The following is an 18,495-nucleotide window of genomic DNA, read 5'->3' as shown; positions in this document are numbered from 1 at the left end:
AGGATGCTCCTCTTGCACTGTGGTTCAGGCTTGCTGCGAACATGTCACCGGCTCCTTTCTGCCCATTATGGAAAAGGGATCGCTATCTCACCTTTATTGTATTACAGACTCCCTGCAAGTTCAATAGGAAGTTTGATTTATGTAAAAATCTTGTTAGAATGACCAACCTTTTTCGAGGAAGTTCGTCATTTTTTTATACTGTTTTCCCCGCCGCACCGACTTGACAGTGCGGATCAATCCGACTCAATCAGATGGATCAGCCGTCTGCAGATTTCATCATTGTATTCGTGCAGGTCGTCTTTTGTCTTTTGCGTCCGCTGCATATGCAGCAGAGCATCCTGAATGTCCTCGGTTCCCTTGAGAGAAATGTTGTATTTTTCCAATCGCTTCGGGAAGATGAGCGGCAGGCCAAGCGCCTTCGCCTCCCACAGAACCATTCCCTGTCCCTCATAGCGGGACTCCAAATAAAAGGCATCCATTTTATTGAGATACGGGTACGGATTGGACTGATAGCCCATGAAATGCACGACATGTTCCAGTCCGTTGCGCTTCGCCTGCTCGACAAGTGCCTGATGATCCGGGCCGTCACCGAAGATATACACGGCGAGATCCTTGCGCTTTTCACACACTTCCTTGAGCTGATCCAGCATAATATCATAGCCCTTCTGATGATACAGATGACCCATGGATGCAATATTAAACTTATTGGGATCAACGTCAAAATCAATCGGCTTATCGCACTTTTCAAAAATTTCGTGCGTATCAATCAAATTCGGAATGGCCGTCACTTTTGCATTTTTTAATCCGGTTTTGTTTTTGAACGGCTGAATGATGCCGTCAGATACCGCAACAAATTCTGAAAAGCGATGGAACTTGGAGTGGAAAAACGTCCACAGAATACGGTACTTTTTTTCCTCTCGGTACTTGATTTCCATATCGTTGTGAATCCACATGACGCGCTTTTTCGCCGGAACCGTCAGTGCGCCGAATGCGCAGTCCTGCTGATAATTGCTGAAATCAATCGCCACGTCATACGGTTCGGTTGTGGCAAATTTGAACCGCGGCATCAGCTTCATAATCGCGCCAAACGGAACGATACGGAAATAATACGGAAACGCCTTGAGGTAATGAATTTGAATATGCGGCCGAATGTCCGAAAGATCAAAAAATACATCCCGATCGAACAGATAGACATCCACGTCATACTTGTCCATTGCTTCCAGACTCATCAGGTTGACCAACGATTTCTGTATGCCGCCGACATGCAGATCGCTCTGGAAAATTGCGATTCGCTTTTTCTGCTGTCTCATTGTCTTCTGCCCCCCACTTGCTTGATTGGATTGATGTGTACACGCGCCGTGCAGCAGCTTGCGTGCTTCATAGAGATTCTTGCTTTCTTCGTTGGTCAGCACTTGCGCTGCCTGCTGCCATTTGCTGCGTTCCTGTGCCTGCATACAGCGGTCTATTTGTTTTTGCAGCTGCCGTGCCGTCACCGATTCGATGTGCAGCAGCGCGTCTGCGCATCCGATGGATTTCAAAAATCCATCTACCTTCATATCATATGAGACGCCAACACTCGGCACGCCGTTTTCCACGGCAAAAATCAGCGAATGCAGCCGCATACCGATCATTGCTTTCATGTGCGCCAGCACCGATACGGTTTCACTGATTTCCAGCTGCTCCGAAATCAGATAATACGGACAGTTAAGCTTATCAATGACCTTCTTCGCCGCCTGACAATCATTGGGATATTCAATCGGCACGAACACCGGAATCAAGCCATAGGCTTTGTATGCATATTCCAGTGCCTCCGCGATATTTTCTACTGCCTCATCAAAGCCCTTCCACTGCCGCAAACCGAGACCGAGATATTCTCCGTCCGCCGGAATGCCCAAATATTCGAGCAGCTTGTTTCCCTGCTCCCGATCCAATTGGTGAATGCTGATGGTTGGGTCTGCCGTACACAGCATTTTGGGCTTTCTGACACCCATATACCCCAATTCTCTGCGTGAATCTTCGTCGCGCAGCGTTGCCACATCAACGCAGCGGTCAATAATTTTACCCGCAGCCCAGCGGTGAAATTTGCCGTACACCGGTCCGATGCCGCTGCCGTACATCATAACTTTACAGCCGCGCAGCTTTGCCATCAGCAGTGTCATCAAATAATAATACAGCGAACGGCTGGATGTCGCATTCTGAATCAGACTGCCGCCGCCGCTGACAAACAGCTCGGCTTTTCCCACGGCTTGCCAGATTTCTTTAAAATGGAAGGTATGACATGCTGACACGCCAAACCGCCGGCTTGTTTCGGTCGGATTTCTCGAAATCACCCGCATGGGCATGGTTTCGTCCAGCTGCCGCATCTCCTGCATGATGGCACGCAAGATGGCATCATCACCGGCATTTCCCCGACCATATGCACCGCAGATCACAGCACCTCTGCGTTCTTCCTTTTTGTGCGTATGTTTCATTCGTACTCCTTTGGCAAGATGCCAAACGTATCCAAACAGCTGTTTTTCTCACCCAAACAGCTGACTTGTTTATAATTCTAAAAAATCATAGCACACCGCTCCCAGAATGTCAACGCGGCTTTTCCTCCGCTTATTTTTCTGCTATACTAAAAGACAGCAAACAGGAGGGATTTTCATGGATTATTTTGATATGCTGACGGAACAGCGCATTGACAGCGAAACTGCGGATTTGGTCGATGCACTGCTGGAACAGGCACTCCCGTCGCTGCAGCCCTGTGATTGTCCGCTGGAAACCGTGCTCAGGCAGCTTGCAGACAAATACCCGCTCACGGTTCTCCCCCGAGAGAGCACGCACTATGCACAAACTGCGCTCGCTGTCATTGAGTCGGATTTTCCGGAAGACGCGGATTATCTTCCGCACGATTGGGAAGATCGGCTGGAACAGGCGCTCGGTTTAACCGGCACGCTGCACATGCAATTATTCTGTGCGGAAATCAGAGACGAAGGTGCGGGTCACACTTTATATGAGCAGCAGCGCATCCAGTACGAACAGCGCACTGCCGGTTCCGGACAAGTTTGGCGCCGCATGCCGGTGCGTATCTGCGCGGAAACCAGTTCCGGCTATTGCCTCGTGACCGGTTCGGAATCGCTGCGCGATGAAATTCTTGCCATGCGCGGCGTTTCTCAGGATGACATCGCACACAGAACGCCTGCGCTCATCGCATATCTTCGCGCACGGCACGACCTGCGGCATAATTCGGAAGCAAGATAAAAAAACAGCGGAGCGCTTGGCACTCCGCTGTTTGTGTTATGCTGCGAATTATTCGTCGTCGTCGATGTCCAGATAGTCTTCCAGCTCATGGAACAGCTTCTTTACCTGATTCGGCTCAATGTCGTCCTCGATAACCAGCTTGAGCGGCTCGTTCAGGCTGAGCAGGAACATACCCAGCAGGGACTTGGCGTCTACCATACCGGACTTGCCATGAATCCATACGTCAAACGGGAACTGGGTAACAATCTTGTTGATCTTCTGAATATCTTCGGTATTCTTTACGCGAATTGCCTTGGTCATAGTGAAAACCTCCTGAGAATCTTACATTTTTTGCGTGCCCATACGGGTGACAGCACCGCAAATCCATTTTCCAATAGCCTTATTATAGCATACCGCCGGTTCTTTTGAAAGATGAATTTCTCGGTTCCGGCACGCCACGGCAGAATTTCCACAAATTGCCCAATTTTTCACCGCAACTTTTGTTGCATTCTGCATCAGCGAACGAAATTGGTCATGGTGCGCGCACCTGTCTCCGGCGCGTCTACGGTTCCCTTGCCGTGCTCAATCAGCTGAACCAGCCATGCGATATTTCTGCCCAGCTTGCGCATAACTTCTACGCCCTCGGTGTCCTGACAGACTTCGCCCTTTTCCAGACCATGTGCTGCCTGCCAATAATCCGAAGTTGCCATAACCATTTCCATCGTATTCATATACGCATTGAGCTGCTGATAGGTCTCCAGACCGCCGGAACGGCGCAGCGTGACAACTGCCGCACCAACCTTATGATGCAGCTTCGGACCTGCCGCCAAAAAAGCACGGTCAAGGAAGCATTTCATGCCGCCCGCAATGCCGCCGTAATAAACCGGAGACGCCAAAATAATACCGTCAGCCTCTACCATCTTGTCAATCCAACCGTTCACTTCATCGTTTTGAATACAATGACCGTCACCGCGCTCCAAGCACTGATAGCAAGCCGTACACGGCTTCGCACGCGTGCCTACCTGAATGATCTCCAGCTCAATGCCCTGCTTGCTGAGCTCCTCGCCGATGAGATTCAGACAAATCTCCGTATTGCCGCCTTTGCGCGGACTGCCGTTGAATGCAACTACTTTCATCTTCGTTTCCTCCTAATTTTTCTACGTCTTTTTTTATGTGTATGCGTGTTTTCCCCATCAATGGCTTTGACGTACCACGGCTTTTGTTTACAAACAAAATCTTTGTGTTTGCACTTCATCAAAATCAGATTGAGTTCAAAACCCAAAATCAAGACGATACCGGTCAAATACAGCCACAGCATCAAAATCATAATGGCACTGATCGAACCATACAACGCATCGTACTGACTGATGTTCGTGATATAAAAGGTAAAAATGACTGTGCAGATAATCCACGCCACCAACGTGAACAACGCGCCCGGCAACGCATCTCTGAGCTTCATGATGCAGTTCGGGCACAAATAACACAGAATCAAGATAAACAGGAACATGAGGCCGATGGCAATGAGAAATCGCCCCCATCCCCAAAGCCATGCCAGCTGTTCCGGCAGGCTGATGCTGAGATATTTAAGCACCAGCAGGCGAATCGAACGACCAAAAATCCACAGAATAAAGGTAAAGACAATCGCAAAAATCAAACCTGCCGCTGTCAAAACCTCAAAAATCAACTGACCGATGCCGCCGCGCCGATTCGGTATCTTATAAATCCGATTCACCGTATGCATGAGCGAACTCATCGTGCGGCTCATAAAATAAATGCCTAAAATCGTGAACACAAAAATCCGACCGATAAAGGTAAATGGCGACATCGAACCGATATACCGTGTGATAATTGGGGAAATCACGCGCTGAATATCACCCGGAAGCAAACTCAAAATATTTAATATCGTCACCTGTGAAATTTTCATTGCCGACATCAGCGTGCTGATAACCAGCAGCAGCGGAAAGATGGAAAACAGCAGATAATACGACAGCTCCGCCGACGCCTTCGGAATGCTGTCCGTAAAATAACTACGCACCATCGCGCCGGAAATTTGCTTGATTTGTTTTTTCCGCACAGATTCAGACTTTCTATTTGTTGACAGAAGTGTCCCTCCCCTCTCGCTCTTTTCAAGCCCCTGTTACAAAGCATGCGATATAGTATACCACACTTTCCCTTGTGAAAAAAGCGATTTACTCGGTTTCTTCTGCGGAGAACACCAGAATAACAAATGACAGCGTGACATCCAGCTCTTTGAGTGCCTGCAGACGCGCCAGCCCGATTTTTGGCGTGCGGTGCGAATACGGTGTCATCGCAAACAAGGTCTGAATATCCTCCGGACATTCCAAATGCACGCGATACGTAAACTTCTGTCTGCCAATGCGGCGGAATCCGCGCAGCTGATATTTTTCCTCGCGGTTCTGATACGGCTTGTCATAAACTGCACATTTCAGCTCCCATAGATGATCCTCTCCCGGCACGGCGCACACCACTACGCCATCCGGCTTGAGCACGCGCAAAAATTCGTCTTCTGGTGTCGGTGCAAACAGCGAACAAATGATATCCGCGCAGTGATCCGCCAGCGGCATGTGAAACGCACTGCCGGTAACATACTGGGTGTGCAGATCTCGCTTCGCCGCGTACTGTGTGGCAGATTTGGAAATATCCACGCCGATGCTCTCCTTGAGCTTTCCGTTTTCGTGCAGCACAGCAGCCATCTGCCGTGTGTAATAGCCTTCGCCGCATCCGGCATCAACAAAATTGATGTCTGCTTTGTCTTTGGTCAGATTTTTCATCTGCTGGCACATCGCCATTGCCAATCCTTCATAATATCCCTGATCCAAAAAGCGGCGGCGCGCTTCAACCATCTCTTTGCTGTCTCCGGTATGATCTCCGGGCTTATTGGTTTGCAGGAGATTGCAATAGCCGGCCCTTGCGATATCATAGCTGTGCCCCGATTCACAGCAAAACGTCTTGTCCTTTCGCACCAGCGGTGCACCACAATGCGGGCAAATCAGCATAGTCCTCCCCATCCTTTCTTCTCTATATCCAAGCATTTCATTTTCGTCTTGTATCTTGTTTTTATTATACCATACAGAAAGTATGGTTTCAATTGCGCCGTATACCTGCTACAAATACAAAAGCTGCATATGCCACCGTTTTGGCGCACACACAGCTTTTCTATTCAAAACAGCCCCAGTAGAACCGGAACCGCCAGAAGCCGCCATGCCAGCGACAGCAGCAACAGCAGCGCGCACAGCAGGCACAATCCGCCATATTGTTTCCATGCGCGGAAATACCTGCTCTGCTGCGCCCCGATTTCCAATGCCGCTGTACCGACAAGCAGCATGGCGGGCAGCCAAAACACGGCGGAAACGCCGATGGAAACAAACGCAATATATATGCCCCACAGCCCCGACTGTGCAAGCGCCGCGGCCGCCGCAAAGGACAGCAAAAAGCCGCGCACAGCTGTGAGCAGTGCAATCCACAGCGCCCGTCCCGGAACGGCGCCGAGAACTCCCGCCGCTGCAATCCAGCCAAAAGTTCCCGCTGCACCCGCGCACACGGTGCGGACAGACGGCATGCGTCCGGCAGCATTGCTTGCTACGAGCTTTGCCAACTCCTGCACATAGCTTCCATTCGCCTGCGGAATATACATACCGGTAAGCCCGCCCGCGAACACCCCGCACAACAGCGCTGCAATTAAAAATGTAAATGCCGGTGACTGCCGCAGCCGCCGGACAAGCAAAAAGCCAAGAATATCCCGTTTCATAGCCGTCCCCTTTCCGGTTCCCTGCTAGTAAGATATTCTTGGCTTATGTATGTTATGCTTCTATTATGTAAGCTGCTCGGTCTCAACTTCACCGATGGTTCGGAACATGTCCTCTACCGCAGACTTCATGTGGTTCGGAAAGCGCGGAGAATAGGTCAGATGGCTGATATGCGTTCCATCTTCTGTATCTTCGCTCTCCACTGTGACAACGTTGGTTGCCTTTGCCACGCGGTCCTGAATATAGGCACAGTCCCGCCCTGGGATTGTCGATACCAAGATACGGCCGCGGGTCGTTCCGCAGACCGAGGACAACAATGTCGAAAACTCCCGTTTTTCACCGGACAGGATCATAATTTCCGAGCGGAGCATGGATGCCGAGACATCCGGCATGCAGTTTACGCCCAAGCCGACGAAATAATTGCGGCGGCGCTCATCCTGTTCTGCAATATAAATACGGCTGCCGTCTACGACATGATCCCGTAAAATTCCTTTCAGAAGGCGATCGGAGAGCTCGCTGCTGCCGATCATACCAAGTCCAATACTATGCGGCATAAAAATCACCTCATTTTTTCATTCTTCCATTCGCAAGATAAGGGGAAAACAGCGAACTGGAGATAGATCCCTGTGAGCAGAATCTATTATTTATAACATCATTATAAAGCGATTCCGTTAAATTTCAACAGCATTTTTGTAAAGCCTTCATTTTTTTGTCGTGTTGACGGATTATTCTTCCATCATCTGTGCGGCTTTGAGGTAGATTGCACACTCCAAACGCTTTTTCTGCAACTCACAACCCATTTCATACGGCGTTTCAATGTCACCGTTCATGTTGAAGTTCGCTGCTGCACAGCCGCCGGAACAATAGAACTTTGCCCAGCAGTCCTTGCACTTCGGTCTGGTACATACATTCAGACCGGAGAAGTGATTGGAGATATCCATATCAAACTTGCCGTTGTCCAGTGTGCCGAGCAGGAATTCCGGATGACCGACAAACTGATGGCACGGATAAATCTCTCCGTCCGGTGTCACGGCAACGTACTCATAACCGGCACCGCAGCCGCGCAGGCGCTTGATGACACACGGGCCCTGCTGCAGATCTACCATGAAGTGGAAGAAATTGAAGCTTTTGCCTTCCTTGCGGCGCTGCTGCATGATGTCAACCAGCTTTTCGTACTCCTCGCCGATGCGCGGCAGATCCTTCTCGCTGATGTCGTATCCGGTTCCCGGCTCACTGGTTACCGGCTCAACCGACAGCTGGTCAAAGCCTTCGTCCGCGATGGCCAACACGTCATTGGTAAAGTCCAGATTTTTGCTGGTAAATGTGCCGCGGACATAATAATCCTTGTCCTTGCTGCGCTGAGAAACCAGCTTCTTGAACTTTGGAACAATGACATCATAGCTGCCGCAGCCGCCTGCGGTCGGGCGCATCTCATCGTTGATGCACTTTCTGCCGTCCAAAGACAGCACGCAGTTGTCCATGTTCTCGTTGATATAATCAATCTTTTCGTCATCCAGCATCAGGCCGTTGGTCGTGATGGTGAAGCGGAATTTCTTGTTCTTTTCTTCTTCCAGAGAACGCGCATATGCCACCGTCTTTTTCACGGTATCCCAAGCCATGAGCGGCTCGCCGCCGAAGAAATCCACCTCGATATTTCGGCGTCCGCGGGACTTCTCAATGACAAAGTCAATCGCCTTCTTTGCCACATCAAAATCCATGGTCATGCGCTTGCCCATGCCAAAATCGCCGGTCTCTGCAAAGCAGTACTTACAGCGCAGATTGCAGTCATGCGACACATGCAGACACAGTGCCTTGATCGGTGCACCGGTCGGAATCGCTGCCGCAATGTTGATATAATCATCATCCGCAAACAGATAACCGCTCTGCTCCAGCTCATACAGCTCGTGATACGCTTCCTGCAGCTGCTCCTCGGTAAATCGGTCGGACAGACTGCGCAAAATATCCTCCGGACATGTTTCCGTCATGCCCGGCGCAACAACAGCAGACAGCGCATATGCCGCATCATCCACCACGTGAACCGATCCACTGTTAATATCCATCAGGATATTGACACCCTTCATGGAAAAACGATGTATCATAATCAAATAACTCCTATGAAAAAATTTCGGGACTGACGCGTGTCAGTCCCGAGCCTGTGTATTCTGTCAAATCCGACTTACTTCTCGTGCTCGCACTTCTGGTTTGCAACGGTGCAGGAAGTCTTGCATGCAGACTGGCAGGAGGTCTGGCATTCGCCACAGCCGCCCTTTGCAGCAGTCTCCTTAAATGTGCAGGTGTTCAGAGTCTTAATGTGAGACATAATCAATTGCTCCTTTCATGTTAAAATATTAGGCGCAGTTATCTGCGCCGTTTTTTCGTTTTTGCAGCCGCTCCCAGAATCGCTCCGGTCAGCGAGCTTGCGACGGCAATGCCGGAAATCATTCCGGCTGCCACTGCCTGAAACGCCGCCTCACGCAGCGTCAGACTCAGAAGAAACAGACAGCCCAGCAGAGAAAGCCCTGTCAGCATTCCCAGCACAAACCGGTTTGCGGGCGCACGCCGCGCGCTCCAGCCTGCGGTGAGCATCGTCCCCGCGGCAAACGGGAGACAAACCGCCAGCGGCTTCATCTGCAGCCCTATGGTTCCGGCCGACAGCAGGCACGCGCCCGCCAGCAGTCCGCCAAAGGTCATCAGCAATCCAAGCAGCACAGGTGCCGCCCAGAAAACCGCGTTGTCTGTCGATTCTGTATGTTTCATGTATGTTCCTCCTCGCGCAGCTGTTTGCACTATGCTACGCGGAGAGAGCATCCATCATGCATACTTACGCCTTCTGCTCCTCCTGTTCGGTGGTAACGGCACGAATCGCCCACTTCTTGAAGCGCATACGAGTGCCACCGCTGGTTTCCAGTACCAGCTCATCTTCATCGATCTTTACGACCTTACCGACGATACCGCCAATGGTGCAGATATGATCGCCGACTACCAGGCTGTCACGCATGGCCTTATCCTTCTTCTCCTGTTTCTTCTGCGGACGAATCAGCAGGAAATAGAACAGGACAATCAGCAGGACAATCGGAAGCACAGATGCATACGCACCTGCACTCGGCATTGCTGTATCCAGTAAAAAGTTCATAGGATTACACCTCCCATCGAAATACAATACTACAATTATACCCAATCGAAAGAGAAAATACAAGCATTTTTCCCTTATTCCCATAAGATTTGTTTACAGCCAGCCTGGAATGCTGGTATAATAAAAGTGAAACCTAAGGAACAGGAGGTCTTTTCCTATGAAAGTAACAAGTACGGGTATCGCAAACGGCTACTGGGAGGATCGCTTCGGCAAGTTCGGCACGGAGCTTTCCGCAGAGGGCACGCCGCTGCGTTCGATTCCATTCAAAATCGAGGACGCGCCAGAAGGCACGGTCAGCTTTGCTGTCGTTCTGGACGATGTGGATGCCATTCCGGTATGCGGCTTTACATGGATTCACTGGGCACTGTGCGATCTGACCGTCACCGAGCTGCCGGAAGACGCCAGCCGGCACGATCCTTCTTTGATTCAGGGCTGCACCAGCTTCCACAGCGTGGCATCCGACGAGTCCATCGAAGAAGCGTCGCGCTACGGCGGCATGGCGCCTCCGGACAAGGAGCATCAGTACGATCTGTCCGTCTACGCGCTGGACTGCAAGTTGAATCTGAAGCCAGGCTTCTATCTCAACGAACTGATCCACGGTCTGCGCGGCCATGTGCTGTCGCACACCCGCCTGTCCGCCATGTATCGCGCCAAGTAAACCGTTTTGATTGTTCAGCAGGAACTGCCCGTGCAGTTCCTGCTTTTTTATTCCTCAATCGTGGTTTCAAACGTCAGCGTTTCGCTGCTCTTTGGTGCGAGCTTGCGCACGCCGACCTTATTTTCCAACGCATGATCCAGATAATTTGCATCCGGCAGCGTGCTCCACGGCTCGATGCAGACGTAGTTTGTGTCAGAGCCGGTATATTTGCTCCAAATGCCCAAATATGGGAAATCATCAAATTTCATAGAAATGACATGGTTTGATTTTTTGCTGCGGATGCTGACCTCGCGCCGAACGCAGTCATCCAAAATCAGCGCATCCAGCTCAAACAGCCCGCCGGACAAAAACAGCTTGCCGTCCTGCAGCGGTACCGTGCGCTTGTTCTTGGTAATCATAAGGCTCTCATCATTGATGAGCGGATAAATCGCATCACCGGAGCCAAAATCCAGGTAATAATCTTCCATGATTTCGTCAGGTTCCAACGCAACGTTATACGCATCGTGCCCGCCGACTTCATAGTACATCTCGGTATCGCCATGATTGGCCGTGATGTGCTGTTTTTGCAGCGTATTTCCCTCCAGCACATACCGAACGGTAAACGCAAAATCAAATGGATACATCGGTTTGGTATATTCATTTGGCATCAGCGTAAATGCCAGCGTGGTATCTGTCTGCTCGGTGCAGGCAAATTCCAAATCTCTGCCAAAGCCGTGCTGGGTGATGTGATATTCTTTTCCGCCGACTGTATACGTTTTGTCTTTGAGACGGCCGACAATCGGAAACAGCACCGGCGCGTGCCGCGCCCAAACATGCGGGTCTGCCTGCCAGACATATTCTATGCCGGTCTTTTTCGAACGCATCGAGCACAGCTCGGCGCCCTTGCTGTCGATGCTGACGGAAAATTTTTCATTTTCAATCGTGTACGTCATAGTTTCTCCTTTTCCACAAAAAATACCCATTTTCCTAGGTTCAGTTTAACATTTTTGCGCATATTCGTCAACCGATGCCCAGATGTCTTTGTGAACCGCTGTGAAAAAAAATGATTGACAAGTTGGTTTCTCTGTCGTATAATGCTCACGAAAAGACAATTGAAGACTTTGTTCGAACTGGGGACCCGCGCGAAGCGGTTGAGAGTGGAGATATTGCCTCCTTACTCATTGAACCTGTCCGGTTAGTACCGACGTAGGGAGTTTCGAGGTTATTTACTAGTTTTGAACAAGATCAGCACCTGTAAGACCACGACTTCCAAAGTCGATGGTCTTTTTTCATGTCTATCTTGCAGCAAAAGGAGGAATAACCCCATGAAAGTAAACGGCAACACGGTTTCTGCGACCGAGGGTATGACAGTTCGCACCCTTCTGGAACAAGAGGGCTACCCGCTCACCCGTATTGCGGTTGAAGTAAACGGCGCCATTGTCCCGAAAGCACAGTACGACACCTTTGCACTGCACGACGCAGACGCAGTGGAAATCGTATGCTTTGTAGGAGGCGGCTGATATGCTTCACATCATTTGCAACGGAAAGCCGGTACAATTGCCCGACGGCATCGGTCTGCAGGACGCAGCAAACCAGCTGCAGCCGACCGCCTCCGTCACCATTCGCAATGGATTTCAGACCAGTGAAAACTGTATCTTAGCGGACGGCGACAGCATCACCCTGATTGAAAAAGGCGTGCTGCCGCCGCGCGATGTACTGGAACACATGATGGCGGCGCGGCATTCGCCAAAAGTGCACGAAACCGTGCGCCGCGCCCGCGTCGGCATCGCCGGTCTCGGCGGACTTGGCTCCAATATCGCCGCTATGCTCGCGCGTACCGGTGTCGGTCAGCTCGTGCTCGCAGATTTCGACATTGTCGAGCCGAGCAATCTCAACCGGCAAAATTATTTTGTCTCCCATCTTGGTCAGTACAAAACCGAGGCGACCGCCTCTCTGATTCATCAGATCAATCCGTTCATCTCGGTAGAAACACATACTGTCCGCATCACTGCGGAAAACGCGATGGATCTGTTTGCAGACTGTGATGTGGTATGCGAAGCGTTTGACAATCCGGTTTGCAAGGCGGAACTGGTTTCCACCTTGCTCAGCGAGTCTGAAACCATTCGCATTGTATCCGGCTCCGGCATGGCGGGCTACGGCTCGTCCAACACCATCGTCACCCGCAAGCGCATGTCTCGCTTATATGTCTGCGGCGATGGCGAAACTGCCGCCGCAAACGGCATCGGTCTGATGTCCCCGCGCGTCACCGTCTGCGCCGGACATGAGGCAAATATGGTTCTTCGTCTGCTGCTCGGCATCGAAGAACCGTAAGCTCATTGATTTTTTATATTTTTTATTGAAACAAAGGAGAACTTTTTATCATGGCTGATACATTTACCCTTGGCGGACACGAATTTACTTCCCGCTTTATTCTCGGTTCCGGCAAATACTCTCTGGATCTCATCAAGGCAGCTGTAGAATACGCCGGTGCGCAGATTGTCACGCTGGCACTGCGCCGTGCAACGCTCGGCAGCATTGACAACATTCTGGATTACATTCCGGAAGGCGTCACCCTTCTGCCGAACACCTCCGGTGCCCGCAATGCAGAAGAAGCTGTCCGCATTGCTCGTCTGGCTCGCGAAGTCGGCTGCGGCAATTTTATTAAAATTGAATGTATTCACGAGTCCAAGTATCTGCTGCCGGACAACTATGAGACCATCAAGGCAACCGAAATTTTGGCAAAGGAAGGCTTTGTCGTTCTGCCGTACATGTATCCGGATCTCAACGCAGCGCGTGATCTCGTCAATGCCGGAGCCGCTGCTGTTATGCCGCTCGGCGCACCGATTGGCACCAACAAGGGTCTTGTCACCAAGGAATTCATTCAGATTCTCGTAGACGAGATTGATCTGCCGATTATTGTAGACGCAGGCATCGGCAAGCCGAGTCAGGCATGTGAGGCAATGGAAATGGGCTGCGCTGCTGTCATGTCCAACACCGCCATTGCAACGGCAGGTGATATTCCGGCAATGGCTGGCGCATTCAAGCAGGCCATTGAGGCAGGCCGCACCGCTTATCTGTCCGGCATGGGCCGCATTCTGGAAAAGGCATCTGCTTCTTCCCCGCTGACCGGTTTTCTGGCAGACTAAGGAGGAACAGACATGAGCGAAGTTATCAACGCAAAATATATCACCCGTGAGACCAATCACATGGAATATCAGCCGGGCATGGAAATTGTGCCGGGCAACATCATGGAGCAGGTGCTCGAAGCGCGCGAAGGCTATGATGAAACCAAATATACCGCTGCCGATGTCATCCGCGCCCTGTCCAAGGACGTGCTGACACCGGAGGATTTTGCCGCACTGCTCTCTCCGGCAGCTCAGCCATATGTCGAACTGATGGCAAAGCGTGCACAGCAGGAGACCCGCAAGCATTTTGGCAATTCCATCATGATGTTTACACCGTGCTACATTGCCAATTACTGCGAAAACTACTGCATTTACTGCGGCTTTAACTGCCACAACAAGATTCGCCGCGGCAAGCTGAACATGGAAGAAGTCGACAAGGAAATGGCTGCTATCGCTGCATCCGGTCTGAAAGAAATTTTGATTCTGACCGGCGAGAGCCGCACCATGTCTCCGGTTGAATACATCGGCGAAGCATGTAAGATTGCCCGCAAATATTTCACGGTCATCGGCGTAGAAATTTATCCGCTCAACTCGGACGAGTATCGCCATCTGCACGAATGCGGCGTCGATTACGTCACGGTATTCCAAGAGACATATAATCCGGATAAGTACGAAACGCTGCATCTGGGCGGCCACAAGCGCATTTTCCCGTATCGTGTCAACGCACAGGAACGCGCGCTGATGGGCGGCATGCGCGGCGTCGGTTTTGCCGCACTGCTCGGTCTGGACGATTTCCGCAAGGATGCATTTGCAACCGGTATGCACGCATACCTGATTCAGAAAAAGTATCCGCACGCAGAAATTGCCTTCTCCTGCCCGCGTCTGCGTCCGATTATCAACAATGATAAAATCAATCCAAAGGATGTTCACGAGACACAGCTGACGCAAATTATCTGTGCATATCGTCTGTTTATGCCGTTTGCCAGCATTACGATTTCTACCCGTGAACGCGCCGGTTATCGAAACGGCATCATCAACATTGCCGCAACCAAGATTTCCGCCGGTGTTTCCACCGGTATCGGCGACCACATCGAAGATGAGGATTCCAAGGGTGATCCGCAGTTCATCATCTCTGACGACAGAGATGTCCATGCCGTGCGTCAGGCAATCATCGACGAGGGCTTACAGCCGGTATTCTCTGACTACATTTACGCAGGCTGATGGTAATTTGTGTGACGCACCGGCTGCTGTGTCCGGATGATTTTTTGGAGCGATTGGATCGCATTGCCGCACAGCATCCCTATGCCATTGTGCTTCGTGAAAAGGATTTATCAGAGAGTGAATACGAAGCCTTAGCACGTGATTGCCTGCGCATTTGTCAAAAGCATGCTGTTCCCCTCAATTTGAATTCTCAAATTGCTGTGGCACGGCGCATCGGCTGTGATGGCATTCATCTGCCGTTTCATCTGCTTCTGCAGCACAAAAACGAGTTGGATGATTTTTCCCGCGTAGGTGTCTCCCTGCATTCTCCGGAAGAAGCGGCGCAGCTCGCAGATACTCCGGCGACGTATGTGCAGGCAGGGCACGTGTTTCCGACCGACTGCAAGGCAGGCGTTCCGCCGCGCGGTTTGTCATTCTTGCGTGCGGTCTGTCAGGCGACTGATTTGCCAGTATTTGGTATCGGCGGCATCAACGCCGAGCGTTATCCTGCTGTCCTGCAAACAGGCGCGGCAGGTGCCTGCATTATGTCCGGTCTTATGACCTGCAGCGATGTTGCACAAACTATGCAGCCTATGTTATAATCGTTTTGCGCAAAGAGGCGTATCCAAACCAAGGTAGGATACGTCTCTTTTTTTGTTTCATATGCTTGCAATTCTCTCCCTCTGCCGTATACTTATAGATAGAAGATTTTGTGTATAGGGAGACTGCCATGAAATTACTGATTATTACAGCACCGCTTGGCAACGGACACAATGCCGTTGCCGGAGCAATCTCCGATTGCTTTACTGCATTATATCCCGACGCTTCGTGTGAGATTTTGGACATGTATGAATATATCAGCCCGCATTTGAAAAAGGCAACGGCGAGCGGATATTTTTTGTCTATGAAAACGCTGTCGCATTTTCATGACATGGCGTCTACTGTCTACACGCGGCAGGATGAAAAGGATTTTAACGAATACACGCCATCTCGGCTGGCAGATGCGTTTCTTGCCTCCCGTCTGCGCCGCGCCATTGACGAGTACGCACCGGATTGCATCGTATGCACAATGGTTTATGCCGCACAGGCTGTAGATTTGCTCAAGGGACATGGCGCGATTACTTGTCCCTGCTACGGCATCATTACGGATTTCACCGTACAAAACTACTGGGAGGATGTCGAATATTTTGAATACATTGTTGCGCCGAGCGAATATCTACAGCCGCAGTTTACACGGCGCGGCATAGATTTTTCTCGCGTTTTGCCGTTTGGCATTCCGATTCGCAAGCAATTTCAAATCAAGCATGACAAATTAGAAATGCGCAAAAAATTTAATCTGGATGAAACGCTGCCAACCATTTTAATTATGAGCGGCGGCATGGGATTTGGCGATGTGCCGGAATACATTGCATCCATTGAACAACTGCCGTTCCCTGTACAAATTCTTGTCATCTGCGGCAAAAATGAAAAGCTTTTTGAAAAAGTGTGTGCGATTCAAACACGCAATCCCATCAAAGTGTTTGAATATGTCAACAATGTTGATGAAATCATGGACGCTGCAGATTGTCTGCTCAGCAAACCGGGCGGAATCACGACCAGCGAATCTCTGGCAAAGGGCTTACCGATGTTAATGATTCATCCGCTTCCTGGCGTTGAAGACCGCAATGTGGAATTTCTGCAAGCCAACGGCGCAGCAATTTACATCACCAAAACATGGCAGATTTCTGACGCCATCCATTTGCTGTTTCAATGCCCAGGGCGCATGGATCGCTTAAAGGCGAGCATAGAGACCATCGCAAAGCCGCATGCAACACAGGATTTGTGCCAGCATATCGCGCATACAATAACAAATACGGAGGAACACATATGAGTACAAATTATGCATTTATCGGTGCCGGAAACATGGCGAAAGCCATGATCGGCGGCATTCTTTCGTCTGGTCTTGCTGCACCGGACTGTGTCACCGCAAGCAATCCTTCTGCCCCCAAGCTGGACGCACTGAAAGAAGAATTTGGCATCCGCACCATACAGCAGGGTAACGCGAAAGCAGCAGCACAAGCGGACGTTTTGGTGCTCTCCGTCAAGCCATATTTGTATGAGACGGTGATTGCGGAAATCCGCGATGTCGTAAAACCGGAAACCATTGTTGTCATGATTGCGGCAGGACAAACGCTGTCTGCCAATGAAACGCGATTCGGCAAGCCGGTAAAGTTGGTTCGTGTGATGCCCAATACCCCAGCACTTGTCGGCGAGGCAATGTCTGCCGTTTGTTTCAATGCCAATATCACGCCTGAAGATCGAACCATCGTGATGGCCATGCTCAACAGTTTTGGCAAAGCAGAGGAAGTTCCGGAAAAATTGATGGATGCTGTAACCGGCGTCAGCGGCTCCTCTCCGGCGTATGTATACATGTTTATCGAAGCCATGGCTGATGCGGCTGTTCTGCACGGTATGCCGCGCAAACAAGCCTATACGTTCGCCGCTCAATCTGTCCTCGGTTCTGCCAAAATGGTATTGGAAACCGGTATGCACCCAGGCGAACTCAAAGACAACGTCTGCTCTCCCGGCGGAACGACCATTGAAGCAGTCGCTTCTCTGGAGGCCAGCGGCTTGCGGTCCGCTGTTATAGATGCAATTGATACCTGCGTAAAAAAATCGCAGGAAATGAGTAAATAAAGCAAAACGGCACGATATTCTGAAAATCAGAACATCGTGCCATTCTTTTATTTCTGTACCAATGTATGTAAAAACGCGATCGTCTTGTCATCGCAATTGGTTTTGACCAGAATGACGCCTTGCATTTTGCTCAGCATCAGGTAAAAATTGGTATCTGTCTCTGCAACTCGGTACAATTTGTCATACGCAATCTGTGTGTTTCCCTGCTTTCGCACCTGCTCCATATGATCTGGGTACAATCGATATATCTGCACCGCACCATCTTGCTGCTTGTGAATCATCTGATAGGTGCGCTGAGCAGAAATGGTATGAACCAAGGAAAAGACAGGAAAGATAAGCACTGCAAGAATCAATTCTCCAATCGTGCGGATCATATCACCGTTTTTCCAACTGAATACGGCAAGCACAATACATAACGCAATCAGTATGATCTTGGCAATGGTAAAAATCCGATTCATACCGGTCAAATTTTTATGCATCCATTTGTCAAAACGTTTGTATTCTTCCAGCGTCAATTCTGTCCGCGTTTCAAAATAAGTTTGTGTATCTGACATAATTTGTCACTCCTTTATGAAAAACAAAAAACCGGAATTCATAAAGAATTCCGGCATATTTGTGTAGGCATCGACCTATCTTCCCGGGCCGTCACCAGCCAAGTATTTTCAGCGTAAATGAGCTTAACTACCGTGTTCGGAATGGGAACGGGTGTACCCTCATCACAATCAACACCTACTA

The 18,495-nt window shown here is 50.3% G+C and carries 22 protein-coding genes, 1 rRNA gene and 1 riboswitch; of the genes, 9 read left to right on the top strand and 14 right to left on the bottom strand.

Annotation, left to right across the window (positions count from 1 at the left end; all coding sequences use genetic code 11):
- Window positions 1–233: 233 nt before the first annotated feature.
- On the bottom strand, window positions 234–2,471 hold the full coding sequence (gene csaB, locus KQI75_RS10650) for a polysaccharide pyruvyl transferase CsaB (RefSeq protein ID WP_216470786.1): 2,238 nt from the start codon (window positions 2,469–2,471) through the stop codon (window positions 234–236).
- A gap of 175 nt (window positions 2,472–2,646) precedes the next feature.
- Here csaB and KQI75_RS10645 point away from each other — a divergent pair, with 175 nt between their 5' ends.
- Window positions 2,647–3,243 (top strand): hypothetical protein, encoded by a 597-nt coding sequence (locus tag KQI75_RS10645; RefSeq protein WP_216470785.1) that lies wholly within the window; start codon window positions 2,647–2,649, stop codon window positions 3,241–3,243.
- A 48-nt stretch (window positions 3,244–3,291) separates the two neighbouring features.
- Here the strand turns inward: KQI75_RS10645 and KQI75_RS10640 are convergent, their stop codons facing one another.
- The 10 genes from KQI75_RS10640 to yajC form a co-directional block, all read right to left on the bottom strand.
- Window positions 3,292–3,543, bottom strand: coding sequence for an HPr family phosphocarrier protein (locus KQI75_RS10640; protein ID WP_216470784.1), 252 nt, complete (start codon window positions 3,541–3,543; stop codon window positions 3,292–3,294).
- Window positions 3,544–3,737: 194 nt separating this feature from the next.
- On the bottom strand, window positions 3,738–4,358 hold the full coding sequence (locus KQI75_RS10635; protein WP_216470783.1) for a flavodoxin family protein: 621 nt from the start codon (window positions 4,356–4,358) through the stop codon (window positions 3,738–3,740).
- Entirely contained in the window at window positions 4,355–5,296 is a 942-nt protein-coding gene (locus KQI75_RS10630; protein ID WP_216470782.1) for a YihY/virulence factor BrkB family protein, read from the bottom strand. The genes KQI75_RS10635 and KQI75_RS10630 overlap by 4 nt, the downstream gene beginning before the upstream one ends.
- 115 nt (window positions 5,297–5,411) lie before the next feature.
- Window positions 5,412–6,239: a putative RNA methyltransferase gene (locus tag KQI75_RS10625; RefSeq protein WP_216470781.1), complete on the bottom strand. Its 828-nt coding sequence runs from the start codon at window positions 6,237–6,239 to the stop codon at window positions 5,412–5,414.
- A gap of 164 nt (window positions 6,240–6,403) precedes the next feature.
- Window positions 6,404–6,991 carry a hypothetical protein gene (locus KQI75_RS10620; protein WP_216470780.1) on the bottom strand — a complete coding sequence of 196 codons (588 nt, stop codon included), beginning with the start codon at window positions 6,989–6,991 and terminating at the stop codon, window positions 6,404–6,406.
- 63 nt (window positions 6,992–7,054) lie between these two features.
- The gene (locus tag KQI75_RS10615; RefSeq protein WP_216470779.1) at window positions 7,055–7,543 is read right to left on the bottom strand and encodes a hypothetical protein; all 489 of its coding nucleotides are present in this window, start codon (window positions 7,541–7,543) and stop codon (window positions 7,055–7,057) included.
- A gap of 171 nt (window positions 7,544–7,714) precedes the next feature.
- Complete coding sequence (scfB, locus tag KQI75_RS10610) at window positions 7,715–9,088, bottom strand: thioether cross-link-forming SCIFF peptide maturase (protein ID WP_216470778.1); 1,374 nt, start codon at window positions 9,086–9,088, stop codon at window positions 7,715–7,717.
- 77 nt (window positions 9,089–9,165) lie between these two features.
- A complete protein-coding gene (gene scfA, locus KQI75_RS10605) occupies window positions 9,166–9,309 on the bottom strand; it encodes a six-cysteine ranthipeptide SCIFF (RefSeq protein WP_216470777.1) in 144 nt (47 codons plus the stop codon).
- A 38-nt stretch (window positions 9,310–9,347) separates the two neighbouring features.
- Window positions 9,348–9,746, bottom strand: coding sequence for a hypothetical protein (locus KQI75_RS10600; RefSeq protein ID WP_216470776.1), 399 nt, complete (start codon window positions 9,744–9,746; stop codon window positions 9,348–9,350).
- A 64-nt stretch (window positions 9,747–9,810) separates the two neighbouring features.
- Window positions 9,811–10,122: a preprotein translocase subunit YajC gene (gene yajC / locus KQI75_RS10595; RefSeq protein WP_246566616.1), complete on the bottom strand. Its 312-nt coding sequence runs from the start codon at window positions 10,120–10,122 to the stop codon at window positions 9,811–9,813.
- Between the two features lie 157 nt (window positions 10,123–10,279).
- Here yajC and KQI75_RS10590 point away from each other — a divergent pair, with 157 nt between their 5' ends.
- Window positions 10,280–10,780 carry a YbhB/YbcL family Raf kinase inhibitor-like protein gene (locus KQI75_RS10590; RefSeq protein ID WP_216470775.1) on the top strand — a complete coding sequence of 167 codons (501 nt, stop codon included), beginning with the start codon at window positions 10,280–10,282 and terminating at the stop codon, window positions 10,778–10,780.
- 47 nt (window positions 10,781–10,827) lie between these two features.
- Here KQI75_RS10590 and KQI75_RS10585 read toward each other — a convergent pair whose 3' ends face one another.
- Entirely contained in the window at window positions 10,828–11,712 is an 885-nt protein-coding gene (locus KQI75_RS10585; RefSeq protein ID WP_216470774.1) for an aldose 1-epimerase family protein, read from the bottom strand.
- A 168-nt stretch (window positions 11,713–11,880) separates the two neighbouring features.
- Window positions 11,881–11,990, top strand: a riboswitch (TPP riboswitch).
- Between the two features lie 94 nt (window positions 11,991–12,084).
- On the opposite strand from KQI75_RS10585, the gene thiS reads away from it, so the two are divergent.
- From thiS to proC, 7 genes are all read left to right on the top strand, one after another.
- Window positions 12,085–12,279, top strand: a complete 195-nt coding sequence (thiS, locus tag KQI75_RS10580) for a sulfur carrier protein ThiS (RefSeq protein WP_216470773.1) — start codon at window positions 12,085–12,087, stop codon at window positions 12,277–12,279.
- A 1-nt stretch (window position 12,280) separates the two neighbouring features.
- The gene (thiF, locus tag KQI75_RS10575; protein ID WP_216470772.1) at window positions 12,281–13,090 is read left to right on the top strand and encodes a sulfur carrier protein ThiS adenylyltransferase ThiF; all 810 of its coding nucleotides are present in this window, start codon (window positions 12,281–12,283) and stop codon (window positions 13,088–13,090) included.
- Window positions 13,091–13,140: 50 nt separating this feature from the next.
- Window positions 13,141–13,905, top strand: a complete 765-nt coding sequence (locus KQI75_RS10570; RefSeq protein WP_216470771.1) for a thiazole synthase — start codon at window positions 13,141–13,143, stop codon at window positions 13,903–13,905.
- A gap of 12 nt (window positions 13,906–13,917) precedes the next feature.
- Window positions 13,918–15,105 (top strand): 2-iminoacetate synthase ThiH, encoded by a 1,188-nt coding sequence (gene thiH / locus KQI75_RS10565; protein ID WP_216470770.1) that lies wholly within the window; start codon window positions 13,918–13,920, stop codon window positions 15,103–15,105.
- An 11-nt stretch (window positions 15,106–15,116) separates the two neighbouring features.
- Entirely contained in the window at window positions 15,117–15,686 is a 570-nt protein-coding gene (locus KQI75_RS10560) for a thiamine phosphate synthase (RefSeq protein WP_330655565.1), read from the top strand.
- 128 nt (window positions 15,687–15,814) lie between these two features.
- On the top strand, window positions 15,815–16,954 hold the full coding sequence (locus KQI75_RS10555) for an MGDG synthase family glycosyltransferase (RefSeq protein WP_216470768.1): 1,140 nt from the start codon (window positions 15,815–15,817) through the stop codon (window positions 16,952–16,954).
- Window positions 16,951–17,760, top strand: a complete 810-nt coding sequence (gene proC, locus KQI75_RS10550) for a pyrroline-5-carboxylate reductase (RefSeq protein ID WP_216470767.1) — start codon at window positions 16,951–16,953, stop codon at window positions 17,758–17,760. Before KQI75_RS10555 ends, proC begins: the two co-directional genes overlap by 4 nt.
- Before the next feature lie 47 nt (window positions 17,761–17,807).
- On the opposite strand, the gene KQI75_RS10545 is transcribed toward proC, so the two are convergent.
- Together KQI75_RS10545 and rrf are read right to left on the bottom strand one after the other, a co-directional pair.
- On the bottom strand, window positions 17,808–18,314 hold the full coding sequence (locus tag KQI75_RS10545; protein WP_216470766.1) for a YcxB family protein: 507 nt from the start codon (window positions 18,312–18,314) through the stop codon (window positions 17,808–17,810).
- Between the two features lie 62 nt (window positions 18,315–18,376).
- Window positions 18,377–18,493 (bottom strand): 5S ribosomal RNA (gene rrf, locus KQI75_RS10540).
- Window positions 18,494–18,495 lie beyond the last annotated feature (2 nt).

It is taken from the genome of Butyricicoccus intestinisimiae (genome assembly GCF_018918345.1).
GTDB lineage: Bacteria > Bacillota > Clostridia > Oscillospirales > Butyricicoccaceae > Butyricicoccus_A > Butyricicoccus_A intestinisimiae.
This window is presented reverse-complemented; position numbering and strand designations above follow the sequence as displayed.